Genomic DNA, 24,017 nt, shown 5'->3' with positions numbered 1-24,017 from the left:
ATGAACAGGTTATTTAAAATTGGATGGATGGTGCTTTTGTCATTAAGTATTACAGCGAATGTCAGCCGGGCACAGTCGGTGGCACAGTGCCTGGAGCAACTCACGCTGGATTATCAAAAGCTGGCGGGTCTTAAAAGTATTTTACAGCAGATGTATAAAGGCTATGCAGTATTAAACAAAGGCTATTCTGCGGTAAAAGATGTATCACAGGGGAATTTTAACCTGCATGAAGCATTTCTGGATGGGCTCATGGTGGTAAGTCCGGCTATACGGAATTACCCCAGGGTCGCGGACATCATGAACGACCAGGTCTCGCTTATTAGTGAATACAAAACAGCCGCGAGCGCGTTTCGGCATGATCCCCATTTTAAACCGGACGAGATCAGTTATATGGCGCAAGTTTACAATCGCCTTGTGGGGAAAAGCCTGAAGACGCTGGACGATCTTTCGATGGCAATCACGGATAGTAAACTCCGTATGAATGATGCAGAAAGGTTAAAGACCATCGATCAGCTATATCAGGATAGCCATGATCAGCTGGGGTTTCTGCGGCGTTTTAACGATCGGGCGTATAAAACAGCGCTGCAAAGGGCCCGTAATGCAAACGATTCCCAAACCCTAGAAATTTTATACGGCATCAAGTAATTTAACGATGAAAAAGAAAATAATCAAGGTTGTTCTACTGGCAACCTCGGCAACGTTTTTGCCTTTAATTTCCCGCGCTGCAGGTGTTGGGGACGATTTACACAGCCTCCAGGGCGTCTTGCAAAAGCTTTACGACCAAATGTTACCCTTATGTCGTGGAATGATCGGCATCGCGAGGGGAATTGCCGGATTTGCGGCACTATGGTACATCGCTTCAAGAATATGGAAACACATCAGTGCGGCAGAACCTGTCGATGTCCTGCCACTATTGCGGCCATTTATACTCGGTTTTTGTATCGTTTTTTTCCAAAGTGTGCTGACACTCATCAACGGAATCCTGCAGCCTGTAGTTACGGCAACCGAGGGCATGGTTATTCAATCCAACCTGGCTATTGCCCGAATGCTGAAAGACAAGCCATTAGATGGAACACAGGGGCAGGAACCATCGTCCACAACAGCTGATCCGGATAAATGGTATCAATATAGCCATCCTGATCAAAGCACAGCAAACGGAACGAGCAATAATCCCATTTCGGATGCCTATTCAAGTTTTAGTATCAATAATTGGATCAGGAAGTTTATCGCGGAGGTATTGAATGTGCTGTTTCAGGCGGCAGCGCTTTGCCTGGATACCATCCGGACATTTAAATTAATTGTGCTGGCCATTCTTGGGCCACTCTGTTTTGGATTGAGCGTTTTCGACGGTTTTCAGCATACCCTGAAGCAATGGATTGCCCGGTACGTCAATGTTTTTATGTGGCTGCCCATTGCCAATATTTTTGGGGCGATCATCGCTAAAATCCAGGAAAATATGATCCTGGAGCGTAACCAGAGCGGACTTGATTTTAACAGTACGAATACGGCTTACCTGATCTTTTTGCTCATTGGAATTGTGGGGTATTTCACGGTGCCCAGTGTTGCCAATTATATCATGAATGTAGGTGGCCACGCGCTATTTAATAAGGCCAGTGCGCTGACCTCTATGGCGGTTACCTATGCCGGAAGCGCCTTATTGAAAAGTTATTTTAAAGGTACTCGCTCAAGTCAGTCAGGCCAGTCAGCTAATTCAGGATCTGGCAGCAATTCGGGCAACCGTGACAAGCTTGCGGGAAATGGATCATCGTAAACTGATCAAGGTAAAAGTTGAAAAAAAAATCAAAAATATTCGCAGGAGTGGATGATAACAGGAGGAATTATGTTTAGAAAAATGCGCAATATCGAAACCGCTTTTCAGCATGTACGCGGTTTCACAATCATATTGACAATCGGTTATTTTATTACGATAGGTTTTATCGTATATCAGACCAGGTCATTAATCACCACCATTCAAAACAGGCTTTATATACTATATAACGGAAAAGTACTGGAAGCAACGGCAACAGATCGGAAGGATAACCTGGGCGTAGAAGCCAGGGACCATGTGAAAACCTTCCACCAATACTTCTTTACGCTTGCTCCTGATGATAAAGTTATACAGGGAAACCTGACCAAAGCGCTCTACCTGGCGGATGAATCCGCCAAAAAGGAATATGATAACCTGACTGAAAATGGCTACTACGCCAATATCATCGCCGGGAATGTCAGTCAGCAAGTCCAGGCAGATAGCGTATTCGTTGACCTACGGAGTGCTCCCTACCATTTTCGGTTTTTCGGGAAACAAACGATCATCCGGACGACCAGTACCGTCACCCGTAGCCTGGTCACGGAAGGAGAATTGCGCAATGTTTCGCGCAGTGATAATAATCCGCATGGCTTTCTGATCCAGCGATGGATTACGTTGGAAAACAAAGATTTAAAAATTATCAACCATTAAAACCAAGACTGAGGTATTACCCTAAAAATTAAGATCATGGAAACAAAAGTATTATCGCTCAAAGAGCGCCGTCAGCGTAAATTCTTTTTAATGTTACCCGCTGTTATCCTGCCATTTGCCACGCTACTATTTGTTATTCTCGGTGGTGGGGGTGTGGAAGGATCGAATGCCGAGGCCAATGTCCGTAAAGGATTAAACAATCAACTTCCTAACGCCAGGTTAAAAGATGACCGGGGATTCAATAAAATGAGTTATTACGAACAGGCCGCGGCTGATTCTGTGAAAATCAAAGAGCAAAAAAGGACGGATCCCTATTATCATCAAGTCAACGAAGATAGCCTGCGTTTCCCGGAACATTTTCCGGCGTCAACAAGTAGGGGAGTGCGCAATGACTACGCATCCCGACAGGTTTATCAGGGTAACCCCGATGCAAAGGTAAATGAGGCCTATCAGCGGCTCGCACAACTGCAAACAGTGATCAGTAGACGTCCCCAAGCCCCGAAATATAGTATAGATGCTACACCTGGTGGAAAAACGCAGGTAGATAAATCACCGAAAAATACGCCGGTTAATAATGAAGATCCGGAACTGGCGCAGATGGGTGGCCTACTTGAAAAAATATTGGACATCCAGCATCCGGACAGAGTTATCCAAAAGATCAATGCTCAGGCTGTACCCATAAATAATGACCGCTTCAAAGCTATTCCCGCCGTCATAGAAGGCAAACAAAAGATTACTGAGGGCACCGTTGTTCGTATCAAATTATTAGATACTGTAACGATAAACGGGCAATTGATCCCCAAAGGACAATTGATCTATGGAAGTGGTCAATTGTATAACCAAAGGCTGACTATGGCGATTAAATTGATTCGAATGGGTAACAGTATTTTGCCAGTGGATCTAACCGTGTTTGACATGAATGATGGGTTGGAAGGTATCTGTGTTCCCGAGGCCATCACCGGGGATGCCGTCAGGGATGGGGCCTCTAACGGTGTACAGGGACTGGAGCTGATGAGTTTTGATCCCTCTGTCGGAACGCAGTTAGCCGGAGCAGGAATAAATGCTGCAAAAGGTCTTTTCACCAGGAAAGTAAAACGGATCAAAGCCAAGCTTCACGACGGCTACCGGTTATTGCTTCGGGACAATAAAAGAATCAGGGATTTACAAAAATAGGTAAGCTAAGCCAAAGCCAGCAGATAAAATTGTTTAGATAAAATTAATTTATAATAATAAGGCTATTAATTATATAAAATGGAAATAGAAGAATCGAACCGACGAAATATCGTTGATTTTTTGGCTGAGGCAAAGGAATCGGGGTATAACTGGGTTGCCTTCGATTGGGCAGCAGACAAGGATTTTTATGTTTTCCATGGATTTGATTCAGTCGTGGAAGCAGTGGAATTTTGCAATAACAGCAATACGAATTTTAATTTTTCGGCTCAGGATTGGGAAAATGCAGATTATCGTTTTCTACCAGTGCAAACCTTAGCGGCAGCATTTGATGGGGATGAGGTACCGAACATCGGGGACATACAATGGAACTCGATCCGTTCACAAATGAGTGATCTCGGTCTTGAGTTTTTACACGGGCAACCGGCGGAGAATATGTCTCCTTCAATAGAAAGAGGACAATTCGTTCCGGTACAATGGGAAAAACAGTTTGATCCGTCAGTCAATGTTGACCGTTTTCATGTCATCTGGCACCATCACCCCGGGCATCAAGTGTATGAGATCGGGCATTCCACAGTACAATATGGGCCGTTTTTTTCTATACAAGAGGCGGAGACATTTTTGCAAAACCAGCTTGAAAAACATCCCGGGAACCAGGAACAACATGACTACCTGATTGTAGGGCAATACAAGAATCAGGCATTACAGATAGACCCGGAAGGTTGGCCGGACAACAGCTGCGGGATTACTCTTAAAACTGCCTTCTACCAGTATGATACGGACCTAAAAATAAAATCATGGCAGGTGTCGGAGGTCAATAATTTGAAAAATCCGATAAAACTTAAACATTTTTTATTCGCCAGATATCAGAAGACCGAGGGCAAGTTGGTGTTATTTGATGACCGACTAAAAGAAACTAGCCTGGATCTACCGCAGATAACTACTTATCCCGCATATTTTAATTACGAACAATTAACAGTTAATAAATCAATTATTATGGAAATCAACATGAAGAATTATGATTACCTGAAAAATCAGGTAAAGTTTACCGGGTTCGGCGAAACATTAGATCAGGAATTAAAAGATAAACTGGAACAAGGGCTACCCGCATTTCAACTATCGCATCAGACCAAATTTGGTCAGGACGAGGTTAATTCTACGCTCAATTTCGAAAAATCGAAAACCGGTGAGCTGTACTTTTTTAACAGTTACGATTTGTCGATCAAACAACTCCAATCTGAAGATATTCTAAAGCAAACCTACTTTATTGGTAAGGAGAATAATCTCACTTTAAAAGAACGTTATAATATGTTGAATAACAGATCAGTATTTAAAGAGTTTAAAAAGCTGGAAAAGGTGGGAGAAGGAGAAGAGGCCAGGTTTAAGGCGACCGATGAAAGCTATAAATCCTGGGCGACACTCAATTTTAAAGAAACGGATGCGCAGGGTAATTTCCTGATGCGAAAGTTGTTTTGGGATCACGAAAAAGCGCTTTCAAAATTTCCCGTGAAAGAATTGGAAGACAGTTATGAGAAGAGCAGGCTGATTGGTTCGCTGGAAAAGGGCAACGCACAAAAAGCAACCATCGTTCAGGACGGACAAGACGTTAAGGTGTCAATAACTGCCAATCCGCTGAATAAAACTTTTGATTTTTACGACGCCGATATGCAACGTATTTCGGTTAAACAGGTACAGGTGCAAAAACAGGAAGTCAGTTCTGACCTCAAGGACACTGTGGAAAATTCCGTTAAGCAGTCAGTTCAAAAGGACGATAAAAAGCAAGTGGCTGGTGACAATAAACAGGATAATACGGAAAAAAGGAGGCAGCGAATGAAGGTTTCTTAAAAGAAATTTATTCAATAGGTGACGTATATGGAAAAAATAAAGCCGCTAGCTGACTTTTTTGCCGCAATTGAAAAAGATGGCCGGGTCAGTATCACCCATATCGGGATTTATGCCGCATTGCTGCAGTATTGGCAGGAACATGAGTGTTTGAACCCGCTTTGTGCTTATAGCCACGAAGTCATGCGGATCGCGAAAATTTCGGCTCATGCAACCTATCATAAAACGGTGAAAGATTTAAATGCTTTCGGCTATATCCGTTACGAACCGTCCTTTAAACGGAACAGCCCCAGTAAAGTATACCTGCTCTTTGAGTAGGTATACTTTTATTCTCAAATAAAGATAAGTGAGGAGAGATGAGTGTAGAGATCATAACAAGAGAAGACCTGCAGGTTTTTCGGAGAGACTTGCTGGAAGACATTAGAAACCTGCTGATAAAAGATAAGCAGGATATTAAGGTTTGGTTGAAAGCCAAAGAAGTGAAAAAGCTGCTGAATATTTCCGCAGGTACACTATTGCGGATGCGTGCGAAAAGGGAACTGCGTTTTTCTAAAATTGGAGGTACTTACTACTATTGTGACAAGGATATACAAAAAATGCTGGCTGATGCTGGAAATATCTATGATTAGTCAGTCCATATTTAATGAGGTATTCAGGGTAATGGCTGCTGACCAAAGAATCAATGTCTGGCATTTCAGCGTATATATGAGCCTGTTCCATAAGTGGCTGTTGAATGGTCAAATAAACCCTGTTTCCATTTCACGCAGCGAGATCATGGGGCAAACGCATATCGGAAGTATTGTGACGTACCACAAGATTATCCGGCAGCTGCGTGAATTCGGATACATTATTTATAACCCGTCCTATAACCCTTTTATCGGGAGCTATGTAAGTCTGCTCGTGCCAAAAAACAAGCACGAAAGGTCTGTGAAGTAAGCTCGTGGGTGTAGTGGTGCGCTGATCATGTTACTTGTTAATTATTTGATAATGTATAAATTGTGTGCTTTATTTATAGTCAAACTTCATGCAGTACACTGGAAATCCAAAATCAAGTTCATCAAAAATATTAAAACCGAATTTTTGATATAAGGTTATATTTTGAGGTAAATAAGTCTCTAAATAAATCGGAAGTTGCCTCCTTTTACTATCCTCAACCAGATCGCTCAGTAAGGTGGAACCGATACCTTTACCCTGATATTCGGGCAAAACTCCGATGAATAGCAAATAATAAAAAGGAGTTTTAGGGTGTTTAGTTTTAATTTTGTCCTCTCTGGCAAACCCTCTCATTGCGCTTGGAATTCCGATAAGGAATAACAATTTTAAGTCCATCAGCAGAGATCGAAACGTTGTTTTCTTCAAGTGCGGAAATGTAATGAGTGCGCATGCCCTTGAATTATCTGATAAATAAATAGCGCCTTGCTCAATCCAGGTGTCAAAAAAGTATTCAAAGACTTTTTTGATACGAATTACTCTTTTTCGGTCTTGTTTAATGATCGTATTGAAACTTCTATTTTTGTCGAAAGATGCTGATAAAATATTCACGACCAACTCCCTGTCTGTTTTCGCAGCAAACTTCATCACCTTACGAAAGATTGTAGAAATAGCCTAATGGATCATAACATTGTTGGAATGGGAGTAAAGTTATGTCAGTCATTGGGATTCTGGAATACTAATATTAGGTGAGGTATTTAATTAACGACAAATCTCACTATTATAGGTTAAATAACAAGCGAATACCGCAATAATTATGTTGACATATTTTAAGGTGATGTCTACAGCCATTTGCTAAACCAATCCAGAGTCATTTTAAAATGATCGGGTGTCGACGTGTGGAATAGTTTTGGGGTTACATCACGGCTAATTTTGTCAGTCGCGTTCTTAGAGGCATATGCCTGTAAGGCTGATCCATAAGCGATATTCGCGCCTGGCAGCGGACAATTAGGATCGTTTTCAGTACCGACAACGAGGAGGGGCCGTGGTGCCATCAGCCGTAGTAATGAAGGGCAGTCGAATTCATCGGTAATATGGGGCAGCAATTTATCCCATACCGCCTTCACGTTCCGTTTGTTTAATGTCGAATCGCCCAGGTCATTAGCAGCCTGCAGATGAGCACCCTGGATCGTACCGGCACGTCCCTGCCATTTATCGTTATCTAAAGACCATCTAAAACTTTGCACCGAAATATCCAGTACAATTACTTTGATCCGCTGATCTGCCGATGCGGCAAGCCATGTTTCGATACCGCCCATAGAGATACCGCCCATACCCAGTCGATTGGAATCGACATCCGGTCGACTGATCAGATAATCGGTGACCCGCCATAGGTCATACGCGGTGTCGAACAAAAATGGATGGGTTTGATGGGCTTTGTCTTTATTTTCCCAGGCAGCGGTAGCCGCGGCCACATATTCTTTTGAGCCATGTGCGCCCCCGGCAATGCGTTCGCCATGAAAGCGCGCATCAATAGAAACGCCTATAATACCCCTTTTAACCAGCTGGTATAAGAATTTTTGATTATCCTCTTTTTTTCCACCAGTGCCGTGCAAAAAAATAACAGCCGGGTATGATTTGGCTCCCGTCGTTGGTTTATAGATCAGGATAGGCACCCGTTCGCTCTTTTCGCTGTAAATAAAACCATGTTCGATGATAACCGAATCGGTTTTGGTTACCTCGAAAGCAGGATTCAGCGGAACACGGGGCCTCTCCAGTAACTTTTTAAAATCTGCCGCCACCTGATCAGTGGAAGGATAATCTACTTGCTGTGCCGCTGAAAGCAGCGCATATAGCGATAACAGAACGCTGGTGCAAAATACCTTGATCATAAATGACATATAGGGATGGATTTACCGGTACAAGTTATAAAACATAGCCCTTAACAATTGTAACAATATGATTGTGTCAAGTGGAGAACGAACAATAAAAGATTTAACGAAAAGCCTGCCTGCCAGCTATCAGATAAGCCTGATTTGGTTTTCTAAGATCAAAGTAAATTGGAGGTCACAAATGATGACTTCCAATTTATCAATCCTCTCATGGTTTATAACCCATTCTTTTTCTTTGCCCAGTTTCAGGTATCTGTGGTATCCGATCAGATAATTCATCAAGATACCTAAAGATGATGTCCATGCTTTTATCGTGATTATCCAATTTTCCTTTGATTTTTTCTATGGCTAACCATATTTCCGTTTGGTCAGCATAGATCTCTCTTAATCTAACAAAGATGTCAATTATTCTGATGCTGATTTGAACCGCCCGTTCACTTTTCAATACACTGGATAACATTAAAATACCATGTTCAGTAAATGCAAAGGGGAGGTATTTCGAGTGCTCACCGTGTCTTAAGATCACATTTTGTGATCTTAAGATTTCGTTTTCTGCTTTAGTTAGTTCAAACATATAATGGCCAGGAAACCTATTGATATTTCTTTTCACTTGCTGTTTTAATGTTCTTGTCTCCGTGTTATACAATTCTGCAAGGTCGCTATCCAGCATAACCTTTTGTCCCCGTATTAAGTAAATTTTATTTGTGATTGCCTCATCTGGCAAGATTTGATCTTTCATTGTAATTGTTTGTTTATTCGATTAATAACTATTATCTCCATTTTTAAGGTCGCATTTTGCGACCTTAAAAATGGTACGTTCCTTAGCTTTGGGGTCGCATTTTGCGACCTCAAGTTTTATTGTTTAAGGTTCATTTTAAGATCACAAAATGTGACCATAAAATTTCATCGACTACGATGCCACCAGCACATAATTGTATTTTGGTAACGTCTTTATTTGTTTAACCGGTTCCAATATCACCGTCACATCCTCCAATTCCGCATCCGGAGCGGTTACCGCATATTTTTCGCGCAACGCTGCCATATCCATGGCGATCTTCGCGTGCATGACTTTGGCATAGTGTTGAGTCTGCGCCAGTGTGGTATGTCCAAGCATTTTGGCTACGGTTTCTATCGGCACACCATTGCTTAAGGTGATAGTTGTTGCAAAAGTGTGACGTGCCCGGTGAAAGGTAAGCACCAACCGGATACCGCAGATATCACCGATCTCCTTCAGGTAGGCGTTCATTTTTTGATTAGAAAGCGTTGGTAAAGCCTGGTCCTGGTTAACGCATTTTGGATGACTGGCATATTTATCCAGTATTTGTAATGCTACAGGTAATAATGGAATGGGACAGGGCGTTTCGGTTTTCTGACGTGGTGTGAATATCCACTGCTCACCGTCAACGCCTTTCATAATCTCTGAGCGCTTCAGTTTTTTTACATCCGCGTAAGCTAATCCGGTATAACAAGCGAATAAAAAAATGTCCTTAACATTATTCAGGCGTTCATTTTCAAAGTCCTTTCTAATAATTGTCTCTAGTTCCCATTCGGTAAGCGGTTCACGGAAGACCGGTTTTTTGGTCAGTTTAAAATTTGCAAAAGGATCACCAGGCAGCCATTTGTTCTTCACACAGATCAGTACGATTTTTTTGAAGTTAGCGAGGTATTTAACCGTAGTGTTATGATTGCATTTACGAACGGTTTTCAGCCAGAATGCATATTGTTCAATAAAGAAATAATCGAGTTTGCGAATACTTAGGTCTTCCACCTGATACTGCCAATGCATAAATGCCCTGGTATGATCAAAAGAGGTCTCATAGCGTTCTAAAGTACCCTTAGCGAAGTCCACACCAACAAGCGCCTCCATTTGCTTGTTATGATCTGCAAACACTTCCATGATCGTTTTTCGCTGGTACTTGCCAATCAGCATGTCGCGAAGCAACTCTGCGGTGATGATTTCCTCATCCTCTATAAGTTGTTTCCGTGCCTTAAATACTTTGTTTGCCAAGGTATCCAGGTAGAAATTTAAGTCCTGGGCATCCTGCTTGACGCCGGTGGCCCGGCCTTTTTCCTGGTCCCAGCGGTTTTCCCACCATTGCATTTTGGTGGATCGTTCCACCGGGTGTCCATCTACGGTAATGCGTAAATAAATGTACTTTTTAGGCTCGTTTCCTGACTGTTTCAGGAAGAACAGTAAGCCAAAGCTTTTTTCCAACATAATTGCTACAATTAAGAGTGAATAAATGTCGAAATACAGCGGTTGGGAATCAAGATGTTCACCTCGTGAACAGCTTGATAGTCAGCAAGTTAAGTGGTTATTCGTGGCAATTTTCTTCAAAATAAAAATTGCCACGATTTTGCCACGAACTTTTGAGCATTTTTGGTGTTTTTTGGGCAGTTGAGCCAAATAAAAAACCCTGTAAACTATTGGTTTACAGGGTTTTGCTCATTTTTGATGATGTAAGGAGCGGAGAGCTAGGGATTCGAACCCCAGGAACCTTTCACAGTTCAACAGTTTTCAAGACTGCCGCAATCGACCACTCTGCCAGCTCTCCGGCGACAAAAGTACAAATCTGAACCGAATTGACAAATCTGTTTACCGTTTTTTTTCAATTATTTAATATTGGCAAATAAGCATTTGATGCTCAGTTGGTTAATTTTTTGGAACGTCTGTTTTTTTGCTCCGAAAGGTGTTGTGAAGGGGTTTTACGATGCGAATGTTGCGTTTTGAAAGCTCAATACTGGCGTTTAATTCAAAACCAATGAGCAAAATTAGCGAATTGAGATACATCCAGATCATCACTACGATGATGGTTCCGATGGAGCCATATACTTTATTGTATGATGAAAAATGGTTAATATAATAGGAGAATCCTATTGATGTTAATACAGCTAAACCGGTTGCCAGAACAGAGCCCGGGTTAATGAACTTCCATCTTTTTTTATGAGCCGGCCCATAACGATATAAAATGGATACAGTTACAAAAAATATGATGATGATCACTATCCAGCTCAACACCAAACCGAGTAAGGAGTACAGCCAGATAATGCTCTTGCTGATCAAATGTCGTTTGATGAATTTTATAGCTGTTTGCCCGGCTACAAGTATACCTATGGCTATAACAAGCGCAAAACTGATGGCAATAGTAAGCATAAGCGCCACGCCTCGTCTTTTTATCCAGCTGCGCCTGTCTTTGAGCAGCGACGATTTATTAAAAGCCTTCATGAGGTTGGTTACCCCATTGGTGGCAAAATATAGTGTAGATAAAAAGCCTAAGGATAATAATTTGCCATTTTGATTCTTGATGATATCAATGAGGGTGTCCCTGAATGCCAGATATGCGTTTGTAGGCAAAATGGTCGATAATATCCGCAATAATTCAACCTGGAAGTGATCTATAGGGATATAAGGTATCAGCGTACACAAAAATATAGTTGCCGGGAATATGGCCAGCATAAAGCTGTAGGCTAATGAAGATGCACGGTTAACCAGTGAACTATTGGCGATCTCCTTGTAAAAAAAAACAATAACCGTGTATAGGGGCAAAGGACGAAAGCCCGGCAGAATGATAACTTTTGTCCAGTCAACAAAGTATCTGTAAAAACCAAACCGGAGCAAAAAATGGTGCAGCCATCTCATTAAACCAAATCTACTTAAAAAACGGTACTAATTTATCAATGAAATCCTGTGGCGGCAGGCATGGGCGGTTTGTTTTCATGTTGATGAATACCAGCAGGGTTTCGCCATGGTTGATCAGTTCACCTTTAGGATTATTCAGTTCGTACCGGAAATGGATACGGATGCCGGGCATTTTGTCCATGATCACTTTTATGCTGATCTCTTCATCATACAGTGCAGGTTTCAGGTACTTGCATTTGAGCTCCAGCACGGGCATCATAATGCCCGATTGCTCCATGCCGCTGTAGGTTAAACCCAGGCTGCGCAGCATTTCTACACGGCCAACCTCGTAAAACTCGGCATAGTTGCCATAATACATATAGCCCATCTGGTCGGTTTCGCCGTACCTGACACGTATTTTAGTAGTATGCTCAAACATTAGCGCATGATCTTTCGCTCGTTAAGCGCCTGTTGAAATTTATGCGCGTTCACCAAATGATCGGCCACGTTGGTGGCAAAGGCATGATAGCCCGAAAAATCGGCCTTGGCGCACATATAAAGGTAGTCGTTCTTCTGATAGTTCAATACCGCTTTTACCGCATTAACCGATGGCATCATGATAGGTCCTGGAGGTAAGCCTTTATGCAAGTAAGTATTGTATGGTGAATTATATGACAGATAACGGGTTAATACGCGCTTAATAGTAAAATCATTCAGGGCAAAGATTACAGTGGGATCTGCGTCCAGTGTCATGCCTTTTTTAAGCCTGTTGAGGTACAAACCAGCTACAGTTGGCATTTCGTCATCATGCAACGCTTCAGCGTCAACAATAGAGGCTAAAATAGATACCTGCGGCAAGGTTAAATTAAGGGCGGCTGCCTGTTGTTTACGTTCCGGTGTCCAGAATTTTTGATAATTGGCATACATCTTTTCAAAGAATTTCTCTGGAGATGTATTCCAGTACAATTGGTAGGAGTTAGGCATGAACATGGTATACACATCATCGGTAGTAAAACCATATTTAGACACATAGCTGGCAGAATCCAATAAATTGATGATAGCGGTTGAATCGGGCTCGATCTTTTTGGATATAAAACCGGCAAACTGTTCTTTTTGCCTTAAACCATGAAACTCCAGTTGAACGGGTTCTTGTGTGCCCGATGCCAGCATATTGATCAGCTTGCGGTTGCCCATACCCTGGCGCAGGTGGTATCGGCCCGGTTTTACCCGTTTAGGGTAGTTCATATTTACAGCGGCCCAGTTAAATGAGGCTGTATCTTTCACCAGATCCTGCTCTTGTATGGTTTTCAATACCTGATCATATGTGGAGCCGGTATGTATATACAGGTATTCTTGTTTGCCCGTAACGTTGGGGCCAAAATATTTTAAGTAGTAATTGAAACCGGTAAAGCCCAGCAGCACAATAATAACGAGCACCAGGGCTATGATGAATTTTTTGAGTATACCCTTTGACGGCGCTTTCTGTTCAGTCATGATAAATAGATATTTATTTTATAGAATCAAGATATAAGAGTCAGGAATCAAGACGGGACAAAACTTTGTTAATTATAAAATCCGCATGATTTGAATCAATATTAAACCCAGACAAAATTAACAGACTATTATTGTTTTTCTTAATTCTTGACTCTTATATCTTGATTCTTATTTTCAATTATTTTAATTTTTGGAGGGCTATCAATCCGCCGCTTAAATTTTTAACATCAAGATAACCATTTTGCTGCAATATAGTTTGAGCTGTTTTGCTGCGCAAACCAACTTTGCAGATAACGATGATCTCGTCTGTTTTGTTGTAGGCCCAGTCACTAATCACTTCTTCCAGTTGTGGTAAAGGAATATTGAGCCCACCTATATTATAGGTATGGTATTCTATTGTCCCGCGCACATCTACCAGGTTCAGGTGCTCACCATTGTTCAGGCGGGCCAACAACTCGGCAGCATTAATTTGTTGGGGCATCGGGCGTTTTGGTACCTTGAGTTACGGTTAAGTTGATACGCGTACCAATACTGGCTTTACTGGCCGAATCGGTTTTCATAGGGTATTGCGATACTACAACTACGTTGGTAGAGTCGGTAATAGTTCCCTGGTAAGTAATAGTACCGATAGTAAGACCTGCTCCCTTAATGGCAAAACGAGCGGCGTCCAGATCAAGTTTAACCAGTTCCGGGATCTCCACTTCACTGGCACCTTCGCCATCGCCCAAAACCAGGTCAATACGTGAGCCTTTTGGTATTTTGGTACCCGCTTTGATCACCTGGCCGCCAAAACGAACTTCCAGGATACGATCACGCGCGATATCAGAGCGATAAGTAGTGTCGCCAATTTTTAAACCATAGTTTGACAGCGTTGCTGTGGCTTCCCGATAACTGCTTTGTTCCAGATCCGGTAGCGAAATATTAGGGGCTTGCAGGGTAACCATCGTGAGGTAAATAACACGGCCTTCCTTTACGTTGGTGCCTGGGTCTGGATCTTGCTCCACAACGGTTCCCGGAGCTACATCCTGTACATAAACCGAGTCGATCTTATAATCAAAGCCTTGTTCTTTTAACATCGCGGTAGCCCTGTCTATCAGCTGTCCTTTGAGTTTAGGTACAGGTATGCCGGCTCCGTGGTGGGTATAATATCCGAGGCTGTAAAAAGCTATTAAAACGATAACTATTACCGAAATAATAGCCATGATGATGTTATTGCGAAATGACTTTGTTTTTAAGTAAGCCCCAAATTTGCTCATTGGTATTTGCTTCAAATTAAGTATCAAACATACTCATAATTTCGGATTTCGGAATTTCAATTTCGGATTTTTGCTGATGTGACTGGTATATTAATCACTTTTATCCTTAATTTCGAAATCGAAAAACAGAAAGCATCTAATTGCGATAAAAACAGAAATACTAAATCCCAAATCGAACATCCGATATCCGAAATGAAAAAAAACATAGCCCTTTTGGCCGGTGGTTTTACCGGTGAATATGAAGTATCTATCAACAGCGCCAGGAACATAGCGAATACTTTGCCAGCCGAAAAATATCAAATTTATACCTTATTGATTAATCGCGACAGGTGGTTTTATGAATCGGAGAACGGTCCGGTTGATGTGGATAAGAATGATTTTACCATCACACTGAACGGTGAAAAGATAAAATTTGATTTCGCGTTTATTACCATACATGGCACCCCTGGCGAAGATGGTAAGGTACAAGGCTATTTGGATATGCTGCGCATCCCTTATAATACCTGCGATGCCACCACATCGGCTATCACCATGAATAAGGCCTACACCAAAACCCTGGTAAATGGCATACATGGCCTGCACACCGCTCATTCCATGCGATTGTTTGAAAAGGATATGCATGATGTGGCCATTATTGCCGCTACTTTGAAATTTCCGCTATTCATCAAACCTAATAATGGTGGCAGTAGCGTGGGCATGAGCAAGGTTTATAATGTAGCTGGTTTGCCCGATGCCTTAAAAAAAGCCTTTCATGAAGATCAGCAGATATTGGTGGAAGAGTTTATCAAAGGCCGGGAGTTTAGCATCGGCATAGCCCGCCTGCATGGCAAAATAACAGTTTTACCCGCAACGGAGATCATTACCTCTAAAGACTTTTTTGACTATGAGGCCAAATATACCTCGGGCGTAACGGAAGAAATAACACCTGCCGACCTCAGCGCAGAGCAAAACGAACGGATAGCCGGTATTGTAACCGAAGTATACAACCGCCTGAATTGCAAAGGCATGGTGAGGATAGATTTTATTCTGTTGGAAGGGTCAAACGATTTTTATTTTATTGAAGTAAATACTACCCCAGGGCAATCGGCCGCCAGCCTAATACCACAACAGGTAAGAGCAGCAGGTATAGATCTTGGTGAGTTTTACAGCACGCTGATAGAAGGAGCGATCTGAGGATTTCGGAATTAATGAATTATTGTAGAGACGCATATTTGCGTCTCTTTTTTGTAACAAAGATTATCAGTTCATTATCAAACTACCAATGTTAAAGTTTCAAAAATTCAAAAAACTATACGGCGGTTTTCCAGCACTGAAGGTTGATGAACTCTCCATCGATCCGGGTATCTACTGGATAAAAGGTGTAAATGGTTCCGGGAAAAGCACCCTGCTCAAATCCATCGCAGGCATATTATCTTTTGAGGGCGATATCTTGCTGGATAATAACATCAGCATCAAAAAGCAACCGGTTGAATACAGAAAACTGGTGAACTTTGCCGAGGCAGAACCCATATTCCCTGAATTTTTAACGGGTAAGGAATTGATAGCGCTATTTGCACAGGCCAAAGACGCGCCGGCAGGGCAGGAGCTGCATTATATTGATACCATGCAGATGCAGGCTTATGTAAACCGACCGGTTGGTACCTACTCCAGCGGGATGCTTAAAAAGCTATCGCTGGTACTGGCTTTTATGGGTAAGCCCAAGCTGATCCTGCTGGATGAGCCTTTGATCACTATTGATACCGCTTCTTTAAAAATATTGAATAGCTGGATAGCTGAACGGTATAATCAGGAGGGCACCAGTTTCCTGCTGTCATCGCACCAGGCATTGGAACACGCAGAACTACCCATAGCCCGCGAATTACTGGTGGAAGATCAAACCCTCAAATTTATTGCCTGATGCAGCAACCACTCACCAAAGTATTGCTTAAAGTATTTGCCGGTGGCTTTTACCAGGTGCATGCCGGGATATTGTTTGTTGTGTTTTTTATAATGGTGGGTACCGTGCCAGGCAATATACTCATCACCTACCATAAATCGTTAATGCTGGCTATGACCGGTAGTCCTATAATGTTGTTATTGGTATTGGCGGTTTGGCTTATATATATATTCAAAAGTTGGCATTATGTAAGCACCCAGCTTTTTGCACCTGACAAGCAATTCCTATTTTATAGCAGCACATCATTGAGTAGATCAGAACAACGTAAAAGTTGGTGTTATACACAAGCTGCCATTTTAGCCCCTGTCATTATTTATGCGTTACTGGCTGTTGGGGTAGGGCTTGCACATCATTTTTATATTCTACCTGCGGTGATCATCCTGTTTTTAAGCGTAATGATCTGGTGCAGCGCCGTGCTATATATACGCGTGATGGATGGCCTGATCGATGGTAGTAAACAATCACTATTGCTTAGATGGAGCAGCAAATGGGGCAAGCCTTATTTCAGCCTGTATATCTATCATATTTTTGACGATAAAAAAGTACCTTACTTTATCACTAAAGGGCTATCCTGGCTTATCATTAGCGGGGTGTTTTATTTGTTTGCCGATGTAAGTACGGATACCCGTTTGGCGGGCATAGCCATACTGGCGGTGATCACCGCTCATGTAATATTGATATTTGAAGAGCGTCGTTTTGAAGAAACCAAACTAAGCTTTGCCCGTAATTTACCTATCAGCAGGTTCAGGTTGTTTTTAAACTTTGCCGGGGTTTATTTCTTTTTGTTGTTGCCCGAAGGCGTGTGGCTTTTCAGCAGGTTCCATCCGCTAATGGCTGTTGAGCTATTGCTGGCTGGTTTAAGCATAGCCCTGCTGTTCCACAGTCTGCTTTACTGGTTTGGCCTTAATATGGATAAATACTTGCAATGGATTCTCGGGCTGTTCATCGTGCTGTTTTGGGTGATCATGTTCCGCCTGCTATGGGCGCTGATTCCACTGAATCTGGTTATTGCCTATCTGTTCTTCTTCAATAACTATTATAGGTATGAGGGAGTGGTGGGTAAGGAGTAGGCTTGAATTATCTATTTAATTTATCTTTCCAAACCCTCTGATAATCCATCAATACTCGAAATTAATTTTTCTAATAATTCACCAAAACCCATCTGTTGTTCATCGTAAATGTCTCCATTGGCTTTCAATAAATTATTTTTTCTTTCCAACTCTTTGATTTCATAAACTTTTAGCACCTGGTCTATTGGTAATTTAGTTTTAGTTGAAATTTTTTTAATTTCTTCGATTAAGTTGATAATGTCTTTGTCATCATACTCAAACCATTTTCTAACTGGTTGATTAAATAATGTTCCCATAGTTTGTCTAATCTATTAAATCAATATTATACAAAGCGCATTGTTGAAAACTTAATTACGATAGTAAAAAGAAACGCTCCAAGCTTCTGCCATCACTATATCAGGTAATGCTCAATCACATCTTGCGGGACCTTAGCACCGCGACCAGTAGCCATATCAATCATCACGTAATCAAAATAGCCATCGCAGCTTATTTTACCGGTAGCTTTATTGGTAATGCTGAATTGTACCCGGCAACCTTTTTCGTTAATGGTTTCGATACCTGTTTTTACAATAAAGTAATCGCCCATGGCCAGGGGGCGCTTATAATCTACATGGGCAATACGTATTACCCAGCCAAAGCCACGCTCCATGAATTTTTCCATGGCCATGCCGTAGCAGCGTTCCATCTGATCATACCGCGCAGCCAGCACATAATCAAAATATTTGCTGTTATGCACATGCTGAAACATGTCGATATCATCAGGGCGTACACGGAGTTCGGTTTCAAAGGTGCTGTATTGGGCAGGAGTATTCATTAGGCAAATATAGTTGATTAGGTTGATTGAGTTGAATTGCAGGTGCGCTTAATTACCGCCTTCACGCGTTAGGGATTGCAGCGGATACCGGCCCTTGAGCCTAAGGCCCGCAGCCGTATGAGCGGAAAGCCCGGGCCACAGGCAACGCCCCAATGATATCTATAGCTACGCTTCTATAAAAATAACCTGGTTTTCTCATTAAGTCTACTTATTAAACCCCTTGCAAATATGTAAGCTTATACCTATCTTTGCACCCACAATTAATTAATCATTCACGCTTTAATATTATTCAAGTAATGTATTTAGGTAAAGAAGCAAAGGCAGAGATCTTTGCAAAACACGGTAAAGGTGCTACAGACACAGGTTCTGCAGAAGGACAAGTAGCATTATTCACCACCCGTATTGCACACTTAACTGGTCACCTGAAAAAAAACAAACACGATTTTTCAACCCAGTTATCACTTCAAAAATTAGTAGGTAAACGCCGTGCATTACTGGCATACTTATTCAAAAAAGACATTGAAAGATACCGTGCTATCATCAAAGCTTTACAGCTAAGGGATATCATTAAGTAATTATCTCCGTTTTTATTTAAAAGCCATCCTGATTTAGAGGATGGCTTTTTTACTTTTGAACAAATATTATACACACATAAAAAACCGGTGCGCTCCGAAAGATGAAAAGCGCATCACAACAAAAACAAGATGAGTTTAAACGTAATTAAAAAGGTTATTGATTTAGGTGACGGCCGCACCATTGAGATCGAAACTGGTAAACTGGCCAAACAAGCCGATGGCTCTGTAGTAATTAAAATGGGTGATACCATGTTATTAGCTACTGTAGTATCATCACCGGACGCGAAAGAGGGAGTTGATTTTTTACCCCTTTCTGTTGACTACCAGGAAAAATACGCAGCCACTGGTCGTATACCAGGTGGTTTTTTACGCCGCGAGGCTCGTTTATCAGACTATGAGGTATTGATCTCGCGTTTGGTTGACCGTGCTTTACGCCCAATGTTCCCTGAAGATTATCACGCTGATACACAAGTGATGATCTCTTTAATATCTGCCGACAAAGATATTATGCCTGATTGCCTTGCCGGTTTGGCAGCATCAGCAGCCCTGTCGGTTTCTGATATCCCTTTTAACGGCCCGATCTCTGAAGTTCGTGTAGCTAAAGTTGATGGTCAGTTAGTTATTAACCCAACCCTGAGCCAGCTTGAAAATGCAACTTTAGAATTTATTGTTGCAGGTAGCGAGCATGACATCAACATGGTTGAAGGTGAATCAAAAGAAATTCAGGAAGCTGAATTGGTTGAAGCTATCAAATTCGCGCACACTGCTATTAAATTACAGTGTTTAGCTCAAAAAGAGTTAACTGTTGAAGTTGGTAAAACTCAAAAACGCGTTTACAGCCATGAAAACAGCAACGAAGAGTTGAAAAAAGCCATCTACGCTGCTACTTATGATCAGGTTTACGCTATCGCTTCTTCTGCATCTGCAAAAGACGAGCGCAGTGCTAAATTTAAAGAAGTTCGTGACGCATATATCGAAACTTTAGGTGAGATAGATGATGTGACCAAATTCCTGGCCAAAAAATATTACCACGATGTAGAATATGACGCTATCCGTAACCTGGTATTAGACGAAGGTAAACGTTTAGACGGTCGTACAACTACCCAGATCCGCCCGATATGGAGCGAAGTTGGTTATTTACCATCTGCTCACGGTTCTGCGGTATTCACCCGTGGCGAAACCCAATCATTAACCACCGTTACCTTAGGTGCTAAGGACGATGAGCAAATGATCGATGGTGCTTTCATCAACGGTTACCAGAAATTCCTTTTACACTACAATTTCCCTGGTTTCTCAACCGGCGAGGTTCGTCCTAACCGTGGTGCTGGTCGCCGCGAAATTGGTCACGGTAACCTGGCTATGCGTTCATTGAAACAAGTATTGCCGTCTGAAGACGAAAATCCGTACACTATCCGTATCGTTTCTGATATCCTGGAGTCAAACGGTTCATCGTCAATGGCAACAGTTTGTGCCGGTACATTGGCGCTGATGGATGCTGGTGTGAAAATCAAATCGCCGGTATCTGGTATCGCGATGGGATTGATCACCAACGAAATGGGTACTAAATATGCTATCCTTTCTGACATCCTGGGTGATGAAGATCATTTAGGTGATATGGACTTTAAAGTAACCGGTACCGAAAATGGTATTGTTGCTGTACAAATGGACTTAAAGATCAATGGCCTTTCATACGAAGTGTTAACCAATGCTTTGAACCAGGCTAAAGATGGTCGTTTACATATCCTTGGCGAAATGGCTAAAACCATTACCCAGCCACGTGAAGATTACAAACCACACGCTCCGCGTATTGTTACCATTAAAATCGACAAAGAATTTATTGGAGCTGTTATCGGGCCCGGTGGTAAAATCATCCAGGAAATGCAGCGCGAAACAGGTGCTACCATCTCTATCGAAGAAAAAGACAACCAGGGTATTGTTCAGGTATTTGCCGATAACAAGGCTTCTATCGATGCAGCTTTAACTCGTATCCGCAATATCGCTTCTAAACCAGAAGTTGGCGAGATATATGAAGGTAAAGTAAAATCAATTATGCCATTTGGTGCATTTGTTGAAATTATGCCTGGTAAAGATGGCTTACTGCACATTTCTGAAATTGATCACCGTCGTATCGAAACGATGGATGGTATATTCCAGATTGGTGACGAGGTAAGGGTTAAATTGCTTGATGTTGATAAGCAAGGAAAACTAAAACTTTCAAGAAAAGTGTTATTACCGAAGCCAGAAGCGCCAAAAGCGAATTAATTATTTGAATTTTTTCATACAAAACCCTCGTTACGAGGGTTTTGTTATTTAGTCTGTTTTGTTAGCGTTTTTTTTGAAAAAAAATTAAAACAAAACAGGCTTATTTGAACTTTAGTAAAATTGAGAGATAGTTGATAAAACCACATAGTCTGATCCTGCTTGAGAGAAAACATGACTTCTTCTACTAATGATCCTTTAGATTTTCTAAATAACAATCCGCATGGAATACAGTCGGGCGCGCAAACCGACCTTGTCCAGCTGTTGTTATATGAGATCATTAGGGTCAAAGATCTCATTGTGTATTACGACTCTATCCCCAATGGAGGCGGACAATTAGGCTCATCTATCCTGAACGAACTGGTATCCGAAGCTTACAGCTCCCTGGTAAACTACGATACCGTGCTCATGAAAAAATACTACGACCTGTTGCTTAACTGCGATTAAGCCCCCCGGCACCCTGAAGGGGGAGTTTTTGAATTATCCTTTGAAATTTTCTTGTCTCTTATATATTAAACCCAACTATGTCATTGCGAGCGATAGCGTGGCAATCTCCTCGCGTTTATACATACGAGGAGATTGCTTCGTCGTTCCTCCTCGCAATGACATATGGGATTTAATTTAGTCATAACCCCAAAAAAACTTTACATAAATTTTATAACTCAGCCTTCAGAGCCCCGGAGGGTTTTATATATTTGCATATGAACCATCTGATAGCACCATCAATTTTAGCTGCCGATTTTGCAAACCTGCAACGCGATCTGGAAATGATCAATAGCAGCGATGCCGATTGGGTTCATGTTGATATTATGGATGGCATGTTTGTGCCTAATATATCGTTTGGGTTCCCGGTGGTTAGTGCTACCAAAAAACACGCCACCAAACCGCTTGATGTTCACTTGATGATTGTGGAGCCCGACCGCTATCTGAAAGCATTTAAAGATGCCGGTGCTGATGGTATTACAGTTCATTATGAGGCCTGTCCGCATTTGCACCGCACCATACAGGCTATTAAAGAGCTGGGTTGCAGGGCAGGAGTGGCCTTGAACCCGCATACACCGGTTACTTTGCTGCAGGATATCATTGCCGATCTGGACCTGGTTTTGATCATGTCTGTAAATCCTGGTTTTGGCGGGCAAAAGTTTATTGAAAACACCTACAAAAAACTACAGGACCTGAAAGAACTGAGCCGCGATAAAAATCCAAACCTTTTTATTGAGGTTGATGGCGGTGTTGATCAGCATAACATCCAAAAACTGGTTGATGCCGGTGCCAATGTGTTGGTTGCAGGCAGTTCTGTGTTTTCGTCGGCCAGTCCCTCGGCCGCTATATCTCACCTTAAATACCCCGAAAAGTTATTACAATTGTAATAAATTCTACGAAGTCAGTAGGATAAATTACAAATTTGCAATCAAAGGGCCTTTTGTTGATTAATTGTATATTTTTTCAAAAAATGCAAATAATCTCTATAAATTTTGTCAAATTAATTAACTTCGGCCCAACTAAATACGAAGTTCCTAATCGTGTATTCAGAACCTACAATTTGTTAACTATATGAAACATAATTTTGGTGCCGGACCAGGCATTTTACCTCAGGAAGTTTTAAAACAAGCTGCTGAGGCGGTAATTGATTTGAATGGTATAGGATTGTCATTATTGGAGATCTCACACCGTTCAAAAGAATTTGAGGCAGTTTTAGATGAAGCTGTTAGTTTGGTGAAGGAATTATTCAGCGTTCCTGAGGGTTATTCGGTACTGTTTTTACAAGGCGGCGCCAGCACACAGTTTGCTTTGGCTCCTTATAACCTGTTGCCATCAAACGGTAAAGCCGCGTACCTGGAAACAGGCGTATGGGCCAACAAAGCTTTAAAAGAAGCTAAATACTTTGGCGAGGTTGAAATTGTGGCTACTTCAAAAGAGAGCAATTTTACTTACATCCCTAAGGATTATACTATCCCTGCGGATGCCGCTTATTTCCACATCACATCCAACAATACTATTTACGGTACGCAATTACAGGAATTCCCTAAATCGCCTATCCCGGTGGTTTGTGATATGTCCTCAGATATTTTCAGCCGTAAAGTTAACGTGGCCGATTTTGGTTTGATCTACGCCGGCGCTCAGAAAAATATGGGTCCTGCCGGTGTAACCCTGGTTATTGTTAAGGATGATATTTTAGGCAAAGTTGACCGTAAGATCCCGTCAATGTTTAACTACCAGACACAAATTGAAGGTGGTTCCATGTACAATACCCCTCCATGTTTCGCTATTTACGTATCTATGTTAACGCTTAGATGGTTAAAAGCAAAAGGTGGTGTGGCTGCTATTGAGCAGGAAAACATTACCAAAGCGCGCGTATTATATGATGCTATCGATGCTAATCCGTTATTCAAGGCGGTAGCTGCTCCTGAAGATCGCTCAAACATGAACGTATGCTTTGTAATGGAAAACCCTGAGCTGGAAAAACCTTTCCTAAAACTATGCGACGAAAGAGGCATAATAGGTATAAAAGGTCACCGCAGCGTAGGTGGTTTCCGTGCCTCAATTTATAACGCGTTACCATTAAGCAGCATTTTAGTGCTGATTGATGTAATGAACGAGTTTGCAGAGAACAATAAATAATTTTACCGTCATTGGTCATTGGGTCATTAAGTCATTTTAATAATGGCAATGACCTAATGACAAATGACTCAATGACCCTA

At 41.8% G+C, this 24,017-nt stretch carries 26 protein-coding genes and 1 tRNA gene; 15 read left to right on the top strand and 12 right to left on the bottom strand.

From position 1 onward, the window contains the following. From AC57BQ_RS09330 to AC57BQ_RS09300, 7 genes are all read left to right on the top strand, one after another. The gene (locus AC57BQ_RS09330) at positions 1-645 is read left to right on the top strand and encodes a TerB family tellurite resistance protein (RefSeq protein ID WP_496406007.1); all 645 of its coding nucleotides are present in this window, start codon (positions 1-3) and stop codon (positions 643-645) included. 7 nt (positions 646-652) lie between these two features. Next, complete coding sequence (gene traJ, locus AC57BQ_RS09325; protein ID WP_496406006.1) at positions 653-1,771, top strand: conjugative transposon protein TraJ; 1,119 nt, start codon at positions 653-655, stop codon at positions 1,769-1,771. Between the two features lie 69 nt (positions 1,772-1,840). Beyond that, complete coding sequence (traK, locus tag AC57BQ_RS09320) at positions 1,841-2,458, top strand: conjugative transposon protein TraK (RefSeq protein ID WP_496406005.1); 618 nt, start codon at positions 1,841-1,843, stop codon at positions 2,456-2,458. A gap of 36 nt (positions 2,459-2,494) precedes the next feature. Next, positions 2,495-3,631, top strand: coding sequence for a conjugative transposon protein TraM (locus AC57BQ_RS09315; protein ID WP_496406004.1), 1,137 nt, complete (start codon positions 2,495-2,497; stop codon positions 3,629-3,631). 78 nt (positions 3,632-3,709) lie between these two features. Then, on the top strand, positions 3,710-5,473 hold the full coding sequence (locus tag AC57BQ_RS09310; protein WP_496406003.1) for a hypothetical protein: 1,764 nt from the start codon (positions 3,710-3,712) through the stop codon (positions 5,471-5,473). 27 nt (positions 5,474-5,500) lie between these two features. Then, positions 5,501-5,788: a hypothetical protein gene (locus AC57BQ_RS09305; protein WP_496406002.1), complete on the top strand. Its 288-nt coding sequence runs from the start codon at positions 5,501-5,503 to the stop codon at positions 5,786-5,788. Positions 5,789-5,826: 38 nt separating this feature from the next. Then, positions 5,827-6,099 carry a helix-turn-helix domain-containing protein gene (locus AC57BQ_RS09300; protein ID WP_496406001.1) on the top strand — a complete coding sequence of 91 codons (273 nt, stop codon included), beginning with the start codon at positions 5,827-5,829 and terminating at the stop codon, positions 6,097-6,099. 376 nt (positions 6,100-6,475) lie between these two features. On the opposite strand, the gene AC57BQ_RS09295 is transcribed toward AC57BQ_RS09300, so the two are convergent. The 10 genes from AC57BQ_RS09295 to AC57BQ_RS09250 all read right to left on the bottom strand — a co-directional run bounded on the left by AC57BQ_RS09295 (position 6,476) and on the right by AC57BQ_RS09250 (position 14,661). Beyond that, entirely contained in the window at positions 6,476-7,048 is a 573-nt protein-coding gene (locus AC57BQ_RS09295; protein WP_496406000.1) for a GNAT family N-acetyltransferase, read from the bottom strand. A 194-nt stretch (positions 7,049-7,242) separates the two neighbouring features. Beyond that, entirely contained in the window at positions 7,243-8,301 is a 1,059-nt protein-coding gene (locus AC57BQ_RS09290) for an acetylxylan esterase (RefSeq protein ID WP_496405999.1), read from the bottom strand. Positions 8,302-8,500: 199 nt separating this feature from the next. Further along, entirely contained in the window at positions 8,501-9,031 is a 531-nt protein-coding gene (locus AC57BQ_RS09285) for an ORF6N domain-containing protein (RefSeq protein ID WP_496405998.1), read from the bottom strand. A 171-nt stretch (positions 9,032-9,202) separates the two neighbouring features. After that, entirely contained in the window at positions 9,203-10,510 is a 1,308-nt protein-coding gene (locus tag AC57BQ_RS09280; protein WP_496405997.1) for a site-specific integrase, read from the bottom strand. 250 nt (positions 10,511-10,760) lie between these two features. Continuing rightward, positions 10,761-10,847, bottom strand: a tRNA-Ser gene (locus tag AC57BQ_RS09275). 98 nt (positions 10,848-10,945) lie between these two features. Continuing rightward, entirely contained in the window at positions 10,946-11,932 is a 987-nt protein-coding gene (locus AC57BQ_RS09270; RefSeq protein ID WP_496405996.1) for a YihY/virulence factor BrkB family protein, read from the bottom strand. Positions 11,933-11,942: 10 nt separating this feature from the next. After that, positions 11,943-12,350: an acyl-CoA thioesterase gene (locus tag AC57BQ_RS09265; RefSeq protein WP_496405995.1), complete on the bottom strand. Its 408-nt coding sequence runs from the start codon at positions 12,348-12,350 to the stop codon at positions 11,943-11,945. Further along, entirely contained in the window at positions 12,350-13,405 is a 1,056-nt protein-coding gene (gene mltG, locus AC57BQ_RS09260; RefSeq protein ID WP_496405994.1) for an endolytic transglycosylase MltG, read from the bottom strand. The genes AC57BQ_RS09265 and mltG overlap by 1 nt, the downstream gene beginning before the upstream one ends. Before the next feature lie 178 nt (positions 13,406-13,583). Beyond that, positions 13,584-13,886, bottom strand: a complete 303-nt coding sequence (locus tag AC57BQ_RS09255; RefSeq protein ID WP_496405993.1) for a rhodanese-like domain-containing protein — start codon at positions 13,884-13,886, stop codon at positions 13,584-13,586. Continuing rightward, positions 13,870-14,661 (bottom strand): PASTA domain-containing protein, encoded by a 792-nt coding sequence (locus tag AC57BQ_RS09250; protein WP_496405992.1) that lies wholly within the window; start codon positions 14,659-14,661, stop codon positions 13,870-13,872. Before AC57BQ_RS09250 ends, AC57BQ_RS09255 begins: the two co-directional genes overlap by 17 nt. 192 nt (positions 14,662-14,853) lie before the next feature. Between AC57BQ_RS09250 and AC57BQ_RS09245 the strand changes: the two genes are divergently transcribed. The 3 genes from AC57BQ_RS09245 (at position 14,854) to AC57BQ_RS09235 (ending at position 17,667) form a co-directional block, all read left to right on the top strand. Further along, complete coding sequence (locus AC57BQ_RS09245; protein ID WP_496405991.1) at positions 14,854-15,834, top strand: D-alanine--D-alanine ligase; 981 nt, start codon at positions 14,854-14,856, stop codon at positions 15,832-15,834. Positions 15,835-15,922: 88 nt separating this feature from the next. Then, positions 15,923-16,558, top strand: a complete 636-nt coding sequence (locus AC57BQ_RS09240; RefSeq protein ID WP_496405990.1) for an ABC transporter ATP-binding protein — start codon at positions 15,923-15,925, stop codon at positions 16,556-16,558. After that, positions 16,558-17,667, top strand: coding sequence for a hypothetical protein (locus AC57BQ_RS09235; protein WP_496405989.1), 1,110 nt, complete (start codon positions 16,558-16,560; stop codon positions 17,665-17,667). Before AC57BQ_RS09240 ends, AC57BQ_RS09235 begins: the two co-directional genes overlap by 1 nt. 20 nt (positions 17,668-17,687) lie before the next feature. Here the strand turns inward: AC57BQ_RS09235 and AC57BQ_RS09230 are convergent, their stop codons facing one another. Together AC57BQ_RS09230 and AC57BQ_RS09225 are read right to left on the bottom strand one after the other, a co-directional pair. Continuing rightward, complete coding sequence (locus AC57BQ_RS09230) at positions 17,688-17,963, bottom strand: hypothetical protein (RefSeq protein WP_496405988.1); 276 nt, start codon at positions 17,961-17,963, stop codon at positions 17,688-17,690. 95 nt (positions 17,964-18,058) lie between these two features. Then, complete coding sequence (locus AC57BQ_RS09225) at positions 18,059-18,481, bottom strand: acyl-CoA thioesterase (protein ID WP_496405987.1); 423 nt, start codon at positions 18,479-18,481, stop codon at positions 18,059-18,061. Positions 18,482-18,777: 296 nt separating this feature from the next. On the opposite strand from AC57BQ_RS09225, the gene rpsO reads away from it, so the two are divergent. The 5 genes from rpsO (at position 18,778) to serC (ending at position 23,937) form a co-directional block, all read left to right on the top strand. Continuing rightward, the gene (gene rpsO / locus AC57BQ_RS09220; RefSeq protein WP_076379122.1) at positions 18,778-19,056 is read left to right on the top strand and encodes a 30S ribosomal protein S15; all 279 of its coding nucleotides are present in this window, start codon (positions 18,778-18,780) and stop codon (positions 19,054-19,056) included. A gap of 129 nt (positions 19,057-19,185) precedes the next feature. Beyond that, positions 19,186-21,318, top strand: a complete 2,133-nt coding sequence (gene pnp / locus AC57BQ_RS09215) for a polyribonucleotide nucleotidyltransferase (protein ID WP_496405986.1) — start codon at positions 19,186-19,188, stop codon at positions 21,316-21,318. A 171-nt stretch (positions 21,319-21,489) separates the two neighbouring features. Then, positions 21,490-21,762, top strand: coding sequence for a hypothetical protein (locus tag AC57BQ_RS09210; protein WP_090468044.1), 273 nt, complete (start codon positions 21,490-21,492; stop codon positions 21,760-21,762). A gap of 254 nt (positions 21,763-22,016) precedes the next feature. Then, positions 22,017-22,685, top strand: coding sequence for a ribulose-phosphate 3-epimerase (gene rpe / locus AC57BQ_RS09205; RefSeq protein WP_496405985.1), 669 nt, complete (start codon positions 22,017-22,019; stop codon positions 22,683-22,685). 184 nt (positions 22,686-22,869) lie between these two features. Then, entirely contained in the window at positions 22,870-23,937 is a 1,068-nt protein-coding gene (serC, locus tag AC57BQ_RS09200; protein ID WP_496405984.1) for a 3-phosphoserine/phosphohydroxythreonine transaminase, read from the top strand. Positions 23,938-24,017: the final 80 nt, after the last annotated feature.

It is taken from the genome of Mucilaginibacter sp. BGA-UO-ETr-C110 (assembly GCF_059567985.1).
This window is presented reverse-complemented; position numbering and strand designations above follow the sequence as displayed.